The sequence below is a fragment of the Shewanella sp. SR1 genome, from assembly GCF_020447145.1.
GTDB classification, from domain to species: domain Bacteria; phylum Pseudomonadota; class Gammaproteobacteria; order Enterobacterales; family Shewanellaceae; genus Shewanella; species Shewanella baltica.
Map to the genome: position 1 here is coordinate 22,147 of NZ_JAJAEF010000006.1, position 13,089 is coordinate 35,235.

General features: G+C 35.4%; 12 protein-coding genes. 2 read left to right on the forward strand and 10 right to left on the reverse strand.

Going from position 1 to position 13,089, the window contains the following annotated elements:
- Window positions 1-245: 245 nt before the first annotated feature.
- A complete protein-coding gene (locus KV201_RS07040) occupies window positions 246-695 on the forward strand; it encodes a copper resistance protein NlpE (protein ID WP_226058909.1) in 450 nt (149 codons plus the stop codon).
- Between the two features lie 165 nt (window positions 696-860).
- Window positions 861-1,574 (forward strand): HutD family protein, encoded by a 714-nt coding sequence (locus KV201_RS07045; RefSeq protein WP_226058910.1) that lies wholly within the window; start codon window positions 861-863, stop codon window positions 1,572-1,574.
- A 198-nt stretch (window positions 1,575-1,772) separates the two neighbouring features.
- Here KV201_RS07045 and rfbB read toward each other — a convergent pair whose 3' ends face one another.
- The 10 genes from rfbB to KV201_RS22600 all read right to left on the reverse strand — a co-directional run bounded on the left by rfbB (window position 1,773) and on the right by KV201_RS22600 (window position 13,084).
- Window positions 1,773-2,795, reverse strand: a complete 1,023-nt coding sequence (rfbB, locus tag KV201_RS07050; RefSeq protein WP_226058911.1) for a dTDP-glucose 4,6-dehydratase — start codon at window positions 2,793-2,795, stop codon at window positions 1,773-1,775.
- A 131-nt stretch (window positions 2,796-2,926) separates the two neighbouring features.
- The gene (glmM, locus tag KV201_RS07055) at window positions 2,927-4,279 is read right to left on the reverse strand and encodes a phosphoglucosamine mutase (protein ID WP_226058912.1); all 1,353 of its coding nucleotides are present in this window, start codon (window positions 4,277-4,279) and stop codon (window positions 2,927-2,929) included.
- A gap of 83 nt (window positions 4,280-4,362) precedes the next feature.
- A complete protein-coding gene (gene wecA / locus KV201_RS07060; protein WP_226058913.1) occupies window positions 4,363-5,403 on the reverse strand; it encodes a UDP-N-acetylglucosamine--undecaprenyl-phosphate N-acetylglucosaminephosphotransferase in 1,041 nt (346 codons plus the stop codon).
- Between the two features lie 140 nt (window positions 5,404-5,543).
- Window positions 5,544-6,617, reverse strand: coding sequence for a UDP-N-acetylglucosamine--undecaprenyl-phosphate N-acetylglucosaminephosphotransferase (gene wecA, locus KV201_RS07065; protein ID WP_226058914.1), 1,074 nt, complete (start codon window positions 6,615-6,617; stop codon window positions 5,544-5,546).
- A gap of 181 nt (window positions 6,618-6,798) precedes the next feature.
- Window positions 6,799-7,563 carry a hypothetical protein gene (locus KV201_RS07070; protein ID WP_226058915.1) on the reverse strand — a complete coding sequence of 255 codons (765 nt, stop codon included), beginning with the start codon at window positions 7,561-7,563 and terminating at the stop codon, window positions 6,799-6,801.
- On the reverse strand, window positions 7,550-8,302 hold the full coding sequence (locus KV201_RS07075; RefSeq protein WP_226058916.1) for a hypothetical protein: 753 nt from the start codon (window positions 8,300-8,302) through the stop codon (window positions 7,550-7,552). The genes KV201_RS07070 and KV201_RS07075 overlap by 14 nt, the downstream gene beginning before the upstream one ends.
- A 392-nt stretch (window positions 8,303-8,694) precedes the next feature.
- Window positions 8,695-9,546, reverse strand: a complete 852-nt coding sequence (locus KV201_RS07080; protein ID WP_226058917.1) for a glycosyltransferase family 2 protein — start codon at window positions 9,544-9,546, stop codon at window positions 8,695-8,697.
- Window positions 9,539-10,633, reverse strand: coding sequence for a hypothetical protein (locus KV201_RS07085; RefSeq protein WP_226058918.1), 1,095 nt, complete (start codon window positions 10,631-10,633; stop codon window positions 9,539-9,541). Before KV201_RS07085 ends, KV201_RS07080 begins: the two co-directional genes overlap by 8 nt.
- Window positions 10,634-11,145: 512 nt before the next feature.
- Window positions 11,146-11,988, reverse strand: a complete 843-nt coding sequence (locus KV201_RS07090; protein ID WP_226058919.1) for a glycosyltransferase family 2 protein — start codon at window positions 11,986-11,988, stop codon at window positions 11,146-11,148.
- Window positions 11,989-12,397: 409 nt separating this feature from the next.
- Complete coding sequence (locus tag KV201_RS22600; protein ID WP_226058920.1) at window positions 12,398-13,084, reverse strand: CatB-related O-acetyltransferase; 687 nt, start codon at window positions 13,082-13,084, stop codon at window positions 12,398-12,400.
- Window positions 13,085-13,089 lie beyond the last annotated feature (5 nt).

Consider the following 13,089-nt stretch of genomic DNA (forward strand, 5'->3'; position numbering starts at 1 on the left):
CGATGAATAGTTAAGCTTTAGTATAGATTCAATCTCGAAAGTGACTAGTTTCAAAGGATAAATTATCATCTTATTGGTCACAGACTTTAGGCTAATAACTAACACTCACGCCACTTAGAACAAACACAAGTACAACTTAAGCTATTGTTATAAAATAGAAATAGCCAAAGTTAGGCTAAGCCAGCCTTGACGGGTATGATGAGTGCACTTAACCCGTAACACCCCGAAATTCTATTGGAGCCACTATGAACAAATCACTATGTTGCATCGCACTTCTGGCCTTATTTACCACGGCTTGCTCTGAAGCCCCAAAAGAAGACACCGCAGTCGATACAACCCAAGTACAAACAGACGCCGCTAAAACGGTCCCTGTTGGTGATACTAGCCAAAATTCACTCGATTGGGCAGGCAGCTATGAAGGTGTGTTGCCTTGCGCCAGTTGCGAAGGTATTCAAACCCTAATCACATTACAATCTGATAATAGCTTTGTTCAAGAAACGGTTTATTTGGGTAAAGATGAGAAGATTTTAAAACTGATGGGTAAAGCGGCGTGGGATGAGAAAGGCCAAAAAATCACTTTGGAAGATGGCACACAGTATCTGGTCGGTGAAAATCAGCTGATCATGTTAAATACTGAAGGCCAAAGAATTACCGGCGATCTGGCCGCTAATTATGTATTGAAAAAGAAACAGTAACAGAGTGTTTGTTTGAAGAGAGGAATATAGCTATTCGATTCTAAAATCGTGCAGTAACCCTCTAAAGATCAAATGTACTCTGCTCAATCACGGAACGAATAGAAGGCTCAAGGATGAGCAAGCAAATAATTACTGAATCACAGGGTAAAATACAGAGACAAAGGAATGACTTTAGATAAACAAGCGCAACTGATCCGCTATCAAGATTGCCCATCAACGCCATGGAAAAATGGCGGTGGGAGCACAAAACAGCTACTTATTTCGCCCGCCAATGCCGATCTTACTGAATTCGATTATCGGCTCAGCATAGCAAGCATTAGCAGTAACGGACCCTTTTCATTATTTAATGGCATAGACAGACAACTGGTTATCCTAGAAGGTGATGGTGTTGAACTCAGCATCGATAGCCACGAAGGGGAAATACAGATAAATGATCTTGGAGCAGAAGAAAAGATACAGGGAAACACAGATACAACTGAGTATAAACGACTCACGCCCATAAACAGTCCCTTCCGCTTTGCAGGTGAAACCTCAATAACAAGCCAACTATTAGGCAGTAATGTTATTGATTTCAATGTGATGACCAAACGCGGTGCATTTAAAGCACATACTCAAAGGCTTAACTTTGATAGCATATTTATAGAAGAACATGCTGCAATTACACACAACAATAAAAGTGAACACCACAAGACTGAAGCTGACGCAACTATCATCCAACTACTCTGCTGCTTAGATACAATGACATGGGAGCACAATGGCAAGTTCATCAAGATCATGCCCTATGACATGCTTATTATTAGACTAGGCGAAGATATAAAGTTAGTAACGACAATGCCAAGTCGATTACTTAGAGTCACTATTACGGCCTGTAAACCATAAAAGCTATCCTTGCTTCTCAGATTGATCATATTTAGGAACAGTTAAATTTAGCTATAAACATAGTTGTAGAAATTGCCTCGATAATTAACTAAACAAAATGTCTTAGCTTCTACTGCACTGAATAAGTAGCTTCAAATAATATGTAACCTCAAATTTCCCCATGCTCGCTAGCGGTACAAATCTGCAATATTAATCAATTTACGATTTATGATACCGAGCCACTATCCACTCGACCGTTTTACTAAGGCCTGAATCAAAGGATTCTAATTGTTGCCAACCAAGCTCTCGCTGGATCTTGCTAGCATCAATAGCATACCGAACGTCATGCCCTGCTCTGTCAGTAACATGTTCTATCAAACTGCGAAAACCAACACCATCAGCCGCAAGTGCTTGTGCATGAGTGGGTACTAACTCCTCAAGTAAATCGCATATTTGATGTACGACTTCAAGATTACTCCGCTCATTAGTACCACCAATATTATAAGTCTCCCCCACCTTACCCTGGGTCACCACGAGAAACAACGCCCGTACATGGTCATCAACATACAACCAATCACGAACTTGTTGACCATTGCCATATACAGGTAACTGCTTGCCAGCTAATGCATTCAACACCATTAACGGGATCAATTTCTCAGGATATTGAAAAGGCCCATAATTGTTAGAGCAGTTAGTGATGACTATCGGTAAACCATAGGTGCGATGCCAAGCTCTAACAAGATGGTCCGCCGATGCCTTGCTCGCCGAATAAGGAGAGCTGGGAGCATAAGCTGTCGTCTCAGAAAAGAGCCCCGTATCACCAAGTGAACCGTAGACCTCATCGGTAGAAATATGATGGAATCGAAACACTTTTTGCTTGTCGTCAGTCAAGCCTTGAAAGTAACAACGACTAGCCTCAAGCAGTATATAAGTGCCAAAAATATTGGTTTGAATAAATTCGGCAGGACCATTAATTGAGCGATCAACATGGCTTTCGGCCGCCAAATGCATCACCACATCTGGCAGATAATCCTGAAATACTTGATCTAATTTCGCTCTATCGCAGATATCAGCCTGAGTAAAATGATAGCGATCACTATCGGCAATAGATGCTAAGGACTCGAGATCACTGGCATAGGTCAACTTATCGAAATTGATCACAACACACGTCGTTTGCTCAATCAGCATCCGGACCAAAGCAGAACCGATAAAGCCTGCACCATCGGTAACGAGCACTCGCATATCGCCTACCCCAAAAATAAAAAGCATTAAAATAAAAAAGCCAGAAAGTATACAACTTTCTGGCTTGAAAAAATCAGCATAATAATATTCGAAAGGACATTTAGCGCCGTTAGGCTTCACAGAGTCCTGAGTTAAGCTGCTCGAACCACATCTGCAATATATTCTGCTTGAGTCTGCGTCATTATAGTATCAGTCGATTCGACCATTACCCGAATAAGCGGCTCTGTACCCGATTTGCGCAGCAACACACGCCCTTGGTCACCTAAAATCCCTTCGGCTTTAATCACAGCTTGCTGAACGCTACTTGTCGCTAAAATGCTATCAGCATCAGCTGTGGCTAAACGTACATTTATCAACACTTGCGGAAGTTTAGTCATGCCAGCTTTAATCTCAGACAAACTTTTTTGAGACTCTAATACAGCTTTAAGTACCTGTAAGGATGCAACAATACCATCACCCGTTGAAGCATGCTGCAAACTCAATATATGACCTGACCCCTCACCGCCGAGTTGCCAACCAGTTGCTTTAAGCTGTTCAACCACATAACGGTCGCCCACCTTTGCACGCACAAAGGGAATATCCATTTGCTTAAGCGCCAGCTCTAAACCTAGATTTGACATTAAGGTACCAACCACGCCACCCGTCATTTCACCTTTGCTGTAGGCAGCCTGGGCAAGAATAAATAAAATCTCATCACCATCAACCACATGTCCATTGTGATCGACAAATATGACACGGTCAGCATCACCATCAAGCGCAATACCTAAATCAGCTTCATGTACCATAACCGCAGTTTGCAAACTGTCTAAATACGTCGCCCCACAGTGATCATTAATATTCACGCCGTTAGGTTTATCATTGATACTAATCACTTCAGCACCAAGTTCACGGTAAACATTGGGCGCGATATGGTATGCGGCGCCATGGGCGCTATCGACGACAATCTTCAATCCCGCTAAAGACAAATGATTTGGAAAAGTGCCTTTGCAGAACTCAATATAACGACCGGCAGCATCATCAATACGGCGCACTTTGCCCAGCTTTTCAGAAGAAACACACTGCATTGCATTCTGGTTAAGCGCCTTGTCTAACAAGGCTTCGATTTCAAGTTCTTGGGCATCATTTAACTTAGTGCCGGTATTAGAAAAAAACTTAATACCATTATCATAAAATGGATTGTGCGATGCGCTGATCACTACGCCTGCGTCAGCACGAAATGTAGAGGCTAAATACGCCACCGCGGGTGTCGGCATAGGGCCAATAAGCGCAACATTCACGCCCGCAGCAGAAAACCCTGCTTCCATTGCCGACTCAAGCATATAACCACTACTACGGGTATCTTTACCGATAAGTACTTCTTTCGTTCCGCTAGACGCCAGCACAGTACCCGCAGCCCAACCTAACTTCATCGCAAAATCAGGCGTAATTGGAAACTCACCGACCTTACCACGCACACCGTCAGTACCAAAATACTTCCTAGACATGAAAAATCCTTTAACGAATGATAAAAAGCAAAATGCCAATTCAAATGAATTGGCATTTAAAAACAAACTATTTATAAAAGCTATTATCTACGAAACCAAGTCAACAGTTGCCATACATTAGATAAGGCCCAATTATACGCAGCAAAAATAGCTAAAAAAGCAATAAACATAATCGATTCAGGAATATGCGCTATATCAGCGGCGACACCTATAACAGCAAGCAATAATGATGCTAGAGAGATACGGATCAATGTCTGCTTACGATTGTAGCCAGCACGTTCGAATATATGATGCAAATGGTCTCTATCTGGCTTGAATGGCGACATACCTTTTTTTACACGTCTATACATAATTGCAGTCATATCCATGAGTGGAATGGCAATTAAATATAACGCTGTTACAGGGCTAAACACACTCCTATCAGGTTGAGTACCAACAACAAGCATCCAGACAACAGTCAAACCAATGAGCATACTTCCGGCGTCACCCATGAAGATTTTTTCGAAAGAAGGAAATGGCCATTTCAAATTAAAAAGTAAGTAACCAACAATCGCGCCAATAAACAGCAGAGGTAACATAAACCAGCTGTTACCAGCCCAATAAAACAAAAAAGCTAAAGATGAAAAGGTCACTAAACTCAGCATACCCGCCAAACCATCAATACCATCAACCATGTTAAAAGCATTGATTGCACCAATGACTGCTAAAACTGTAACGACAATGCCTACATAGCCTAATTTAAATTCAAAAAAATGCAGAATGTGGCCAAATGATGTTAAATACAGTCCTGCACCAAAGATCAATATGGATGCAGTAATCACCTGAGCAGCAATTCTCACCCGAACAGAAAGATCATATCTATCGTCAAGGACACCGAGAAAAAGGATTAAAGCTGCTGAAATCAGATATAGGTTAAAAACTTGACTCTGCTCAATCACAATACTAGAAACAAGTAACACACTACAGTAGATAGAAATGCCACCTATCAAGGGGATAGCCCCTACATGTAACTTACGCTCATTCGGTAAATCAACTAAACCGACACGTTGAGCAATTGGGTTAAACACTTTAATCGCAACACAGGTTAAGCAAAACACAGTAACAAGCGGTATGAGGCATTCCATAATCTCTTCCTTAAGCCAAATACATCATAAAAATGACTTTAAAAACATTTTTTTACAAAAAATGACACGCGATTATAGCAGTAATATATGAAACAGATAAGCCGTAAGAAATAGAAAAATTTATTGTTCGAGTTAAGTCATTAAATGGACTTAGTAAATTTAAAGTCTCTACGCAAAAATGTAGTGATGCGCCATATACTATTCAAAAAGATAAAATACAAACTAAAAGTGACTAAGAACGCAAAAAACATAATATTTTCATTTACTTTAGCAAGCTCAGACCAAATACCGATTGCAGCCATAACGGCTGCTGCAGTACAAATAACTAATAAAGACATGTTGGAGGATAAACCCAAACGTTGACAAATATGATGTAAATGCTCTCGGTCTGGCTTAAACGGCGATTGTCCTTTGCGAATACGGCGGATCATAATGCACACCATATCCATAAGAGGTAAAGCAATTAACCAAAGTGCGGTAACAGGCCGGATAGCAATAGTTTGCTCACCTTGACTTGCCACAATCAGTAACCAAATGACGGTAAATCCTATAAAAATACTGCCCGCATCACCCATAAACACTTTATAGCGTTTACCAAACGGAAACCCTAAATTTAACATGATGTATGGCAGCATAGCGGTCACAAGCAGTGCACAAAAAGTAGCAAAACTATACATACCATTAAAATAAAACAGAATGCCTAAGCCACCAAAAGTCACAGATGCTAATCCACCCAATAAACCATCAATACCATCGACCATATTAAAAGCGTTGATTGCACCAATCACTCCAACCACAGTTAACACATAACTAGCAACTTCAGGGATACGTATCGCATCGCTACCCATTAAATAGCCAAGGTTATGCAAACTACGCTCACCGAGCACAATCATCAGCATCGAAACCGCAGCTTGGACAACAAGGCGAAACTTAAAGCTAATATCATAGCGGTCATCAACCGCACCGACAATCACGAGGATAAAAGCACATCCGGCATACAATTGCGGAGCCAGCAATAATTCAGAATTCAGGAACAAAGCCAAAATCATGGTACAAAAGACCGAAATTCCTCCCACTAACGGAATCTGACCCGTATGATGCTTTCGCTCATTGGGCTTATCCACTAAACCAATACGTTGGGCTATTTTGCGAAAGACAAATAAACTGATAAACGAAACGAAAAACACAAATAAAAAAGCGGTGTTTGTTGACATAAAACAACTCTAGAAGTTATTACTGAAATTGATAACAAGCAATTAGAACATATAGGTAATCAAACTAAAATGTAAACTACAGCAGCAATTAAAACAAGGTTAATTACGCATAAATTAAAAAACAGGCATTGAAATATAGATATGAAAGAATTAAGCGATAACGCATTTAAGCATGGACAAACTAATCTGGTTTATTTATAGGCGAGCAAAATAAAATATTTTTTATTTTATAGTAACGCCAAACTAAATTCGAGTAAATTGCCTTTGACAAATATTTACCTTTAGAATCACCGCCCAAATGATGAACCAAAGTAACTTCTTCATCATAAAGAACCACGTACCTATTACAAAGTAATCTATGATAAAAGTCCACATCTTCACAATAAAGCGGATATGCTTCATTAAATCCACCAACACTTAAGAAATCTACCTTCCTTAGAATAATTGCTGCAGCAAAAAACCAATCTTTATTGCGAGGATAACTAAAGCCATCATGATTTAACTTAAACATCAATAAACGCTTTAGCTGACCTATTATATTGGGCCACTCATTATAATGAACTTGATCCGAAAAATCAGAATTTAATAATTTTGGATAAACTATAGCCTGAAGATCTAAACTAATATATTTATCAAAAACGGAACTATTAAAAAACTCAACATCAGGATTTATTATGAATATTTTTTCATATTTTGCATTGGCAACCGCTAAATTATTGTTTTCACTAAAAGATTTTAACTTATGATTCCTAATCAAATTAATAGTTAAAAAATCATTTTCACATAAAAAATCGAAATCAGAAAGAACAAACTCATTTTTATTATCGACTATTATTAACTCACATGTATTCAACCAATACTTGTCGATACTTATGACTAATTTTTTTATATCCTCAAAGTGACCATGAGAAACTGTTATAAAACTAAAAAAATTATACTTTTCCATTTTTCCCCTTAGTTAATATCCCTAGCATTAAAAACAGAAGTAAATTGATAAATGTAGAAAAACCTATAGGAATAATTAAGCAGGCAACAAGATACCCGACAAAAATAATAAAAACATTTTTATTCAAACTATAGACATACGAACTAAACACAATTAAAAATAACAAATATTGTACTGTTCCAAGTTCTATCATATTTGCGAGCAAAGATCCCTCTGAATAGTGATAATATTTTAAATTAAAATCATAACCAGCCCAACCAGATGCACCTAGACCTAAGCCAAAAGGGTATTCAAACAAATACATTATAGTTTCGAATGCATTTGAATGATGTGTCGAAGATGAACCATCACTGATAAAATATTTATCGACAAAAGAAAAATTGAAAGACAAAAGAAAAACTGCTAAAAATAAAAATAAAAACACTAACAAAGACTTTTTGCATAGCTTATTCAAACTTTTCATGTCAGATAAATAAAACATAAAAAATGTTAAAACAGTAACAATCCACATAGTTCTTGATAAAGTTAAAATCATCATTAAGAAAGAAACTGCAATATAAAAATTTATTACTTTAGTTCTCGAACTCTCAATATAAGAAAAATAAAATAAAAGATAAAATGATAACGCTCCAAACTCTAAAGGTGAAATAAAAAAGGAAATATTCCTTACAAAAATCCCAAATGAATAAAAATAACCATACTCACTTATTTCTAAATAATTCATGGTTTCTTTTATCATTTGACTTTCAAAAAAAATGAATGAACAAGTACCAATTAAAGATATCCAAAAAACAATAACCATCAACTTTGAATACTGTTTTAAATTAAAAAATAAATACCCAGAAATAAAAAACAAGAGAAATTTCAAATAATACAAAAATTGCTTAATCGAAATTAATAAATTATCATTGACGAAAAAACCTATAACTAAAAAAACACACAAATAAGAAAACAAAAAAAACAAACAATAAAAAACCGTGTTATTTAATCTAGCATTACAAATCAAAGTAAAAAAAACACAAAGAAGAAGAAAAATAAAGCTAAAATCTAACGTCTTAAAACCTATCATTAAATAGATAGGAAAGAACAAGAAAAAGGAAATAACAACATAATAAGGTATAGATTTCATATTCAGAATATAGCCTTAAATATAATACGACCTACCTTAATAGAAAATACGCAAAAATAAATAGAGGCAAATTGTAAACAGTTAAAAGGCATTATAGACTTGAGCATTTTCCAAATCAAAAAAGGTTTGTATACATGCTTTTTAAAGTTTGAAACATGAAAAAAAACACTTTTATCATTAATACCGACTGAGTTATTGGCATGCTGCCTATAGAGTACCAATGGTGTTTTAACGTAATTAATGGTGCCAAAAACTAAAGCATTAATAACGATCCACCAATCGTGCATTATTATTTTCTCAGGCATTAAGCCTATCAGATCAACTAACGGTTTATTGATAATTAGAGAACAGCCCGGTATTATGTTATCGACAGATAAAAATTTAGCATTTGAATATTGCTCATTTACAACAGATACTTTTGTAATAAATGAAGAATCTATTTCTTTTAAGTCACCATCAACAACAATTAAGTCTGAAAATAATAAAATTGGATAATTTGAATTGGGCCCCGCAGCATTAATGAGACTAGTTAATTTATTTTCTAACCAGATATCATCCTGATCGCAAAATGCTAAAAAATCATATTCCAAGTTATAGTCAAGCAACTCATTATACGCTAATCTGAAACTCTCAGATGCAGAGCCCGATGATTTGTAACGTTTAATCACATTAAATTTATTTGGATTTTTATCCTGGTATTCTCTACATATTTCAAAAGTTCGATCTTTAGATAGATCATCAAAGATATAACAAAACCAATTAGTGTGAGTTTGATTTAAAAGCGAATCCAATTGCTCACTAATGTATTCTGCACCATTGTATGTAGCTAAAATTATTATTACTTTGTTACACATTATCTAATAGCTCGTTAAGAGCGCCCCCTCTGGAAGACCAAGTTGAACCGACCAAAAAGTCATGCGCTGAATCAAAGTCGTATAAAGTAAGCCTACTGCAAATTAAATCATTTAATATACCATTGAAGCTGTGTTGATCAGTGTAAAAATGAACAAATTCTGAAAAGCGTGATATTTCATTATAATAACAACAAATTATTGGTTTATTGAATGAGATATACTCATAAAGTTTAACAGGGTCAACAGACTCAATTAATTTATTTACAATGAACGGCATAATTAAAGCATCACTTGACAACGCTACACTTTTTATCTGATCGTGCTCTAAGATACCTTTATATATAATATTACCTGAAAAGTGTGAGCTATTTACTTCTTTTGGTCCATATACATGAAACTCAACTTTATCAGATGCTTGAGATAACATTGAAAAATCAAACCAATCAGCAATAGTACCTATATAAGATACTATAAGTTTAGGCTTTGGCTTAGATTTAAGGTTATTCATTTTCACTTTTGCAGATAAATGATTTGATACGAAGCTATCTTTAACGCCATTTCGGATTATGGTGATATTTTTTTGAGTGTATTTACTTAGTTTTTTCTCTAAAGAATGACTTGATGCAAGAATATGAACATTTTCCGCTTCACATAATTTTTTTTCATAAAAATCATATAAAGAAGCTCGAGAATCATTTTTTCCAAAGAAAGAAGAATGATCATCCATACAATCATATATAACTTTGTTTATCAAATCCTTTATAAGAGGATAGAATTCTGGATGGGTAATATAAATAAAATCATAATTCTCTTTTTGGATCAATTTTTTGATAAAAATTTTTTGATAAAAATTATTTATTACAAATAAGATTTTATACCTATTCTTTAATGGGATTTTTTTTAACTTTTTAATATTCATAGATAAAGCTACTTCAGTAGCTTTGTAATTTTTTTGTAGATTATGCTTACGAAAAGAAGGTTGATAAAACACATCAACATGATGCTTTTTAGCTAGTTCTTCAGCTAGAAACTGTGGCCTTTGTTTTATCCATAACCAATCGATATGGCACAAATATAGTATTTTCATTATTGCATCATCTCATAAAAGGTACTAAAAAAATTTTCCCAAGATTTCACTTTTTCATTTTGCAATTGTTCTTCTGAAAAACTTTCTTCAATTACAAATTCATCCAGGCAAAAGATCTAAAAAGTAAATAGTTTTATAGTAATAGCTAATTGCTGTTTTAGGAGTTAAGTTAGCTGAGTCATACATTACTGATTGTTTTAATGGCTGTTACAGGCAAGCATTACTTATAAATATATAGTCTGGCATGATGTCAAAAATCGAGAATTTGAACAGGAATTCTCAGTATTGAGGTTGCACAGCATCTTGAGTGAAACAAACAGCAGCAGCTAAATCATGGACTAAGGATCCTCTTAGAAGGCATCTGTTCAAGCACTAGATAATGCAATAACCCTTATTACTAGCCAATAAACTTAATAAACTCCATTAATTAACGATGCGTCAGTCATAGCTTGTAGAAAACACAGCTAATATTTTTCATCTTTATACTGAATTCTATCCTAAATGACAGTAAGCTAGCGATTAAATTTCAAACCATCTATAAAACCTTTAAAAACATTTATCAAAGGTTGAACTAATCTTGACTTTAACGAAATTTTTAAACCTAAAATGAACATTTTAAAAAGATAAATAATAATATCATACTTTTTGAAGCGTTTCGGAAACTTAAATTTCAACAAGAAAGAGTTTCTTGACAAATAATATAGCGCGTTTATTGTTCTTGATAAACTGTTAGTCTCCCTTAAAATTGATATAGAAGGAAGTGAATATAACTCATAACCTGCATCTTTAATTCTAAAGGATAAATCAACTTCCTCCCAATATAAGAAATATCTTTCATCAAAAAGCCCTATTTTATCTAAAACCTCTCTGGAAATAAGAAATAAAGATCCTGCAACATAGTCAGTTTTACAAAAATCTGATTCTAGATCACACTTCCACTTTTGGCTAAATCCTGACATCATTATATAACGATATAAAACAGTCCCATTTTCATTATGTGCAGCGGTCATTGCAGCGCCAAACTTTTCCAATCCTCTAGCACCAAGCAAACTATGAATAACTTTTGCTGAAAGTGAAACATCTGGATTAGCGATGATAACATCTCCATCTAAATTGTTTTTTTTCAAATACTCATAACCAGCATTGTTGCCACCAGCGTAACCTAAATTACAACCATTATTGACCACATGTAATTCATGATAATTACAAATACATATCATGTCTATTGCTTGCAAGCTTCTACTGTCATTGTTAATGACGATAATACGGAGAACTTCTTTAATCTCGTTAATTTCTTGCAATCTTTTTTTTATACTATTAAAACTTTGCCAGTTCAATAGAAATATATTAACCATTTAAAATGCCTTTTTAACCGCTAACCCAGACAAAGTTAGTTTTGAAAAAAAATATGCATGAAATTATAGCTAACAAACTAGCAAAATCACCTGCAACAAATCCAAATACTGGACTCTAATAGCCAAAATTTCAAAAAAGAAATAACAGGGTCAGGTCTTTCATTTTGACTAAGCCATTTAGGTCTATACGCAAGCGCTGATTACTAACTCGCGGCAACAATACGACTCAACAATGAGTAATATACAAAAGTAATAAGCTCAGGATTAATTATCTCAGCAAACACACGGTTGTATTGCCGCATGCCTGGGTTTAAATTAGCAACAGGGGTTAGGGATTAGCCAACAAAAATACCCCAAAGTTGTTAAGTAAAAAATTATCTTTCAAATGAGACATTCAAAATATGACCAATTAATTTAAATTACAATTATTTTTTAGAAATTGTTCCAAGGACTTGAACTGCGCCTGTTGCATTTCTATTTTAGAAATATCCCAATTCCACCACTGTATACTTTCCAATGCTTTAATTTCAGCATCACTGAACCTGAACTTAATATGCTTACTAGGTATACCACCAACAATACTATATGATTTAACATCTTTAGTCACAACAGCACCAGCAGCAACAACGGCACCATTTCCTATCGTAATGCCAGGCATAATTTTCACGCTTTCACCAATCCAAACATCTGAACCAATGACAACCTGAAAAGAATCTCTAATTAAAGTTGTTTCAGGATAAATGCAGTCAAGATTAAAAGAGAGCTGCAATGCCTTCATCAAAGGTGCATCGCCCCTATGAAAGGCCGGATGAGTTGAAACGTATTGTGACGTTGGATGATTATTAGTCACAATCCTAACGTCATTTGCAATTGATGTAAATCTTCCGATATCTGCATTTTGCAAGTTACAGTTATCACCAATATATGTAGCAAAACCAATCTTGCTATTAACTATATTCGTTCTCTTCCCCACAGAATTAGACCCTTCAAACTTCGTGTTCTCACTAAAGTTAACAAAAGGAGTCAGATGAATTAGGTGACGCTTAAAGAAAGCATATAACCTAACAAAGAGAAAAAGCCTTTTTAAAAAATTCACTAAAC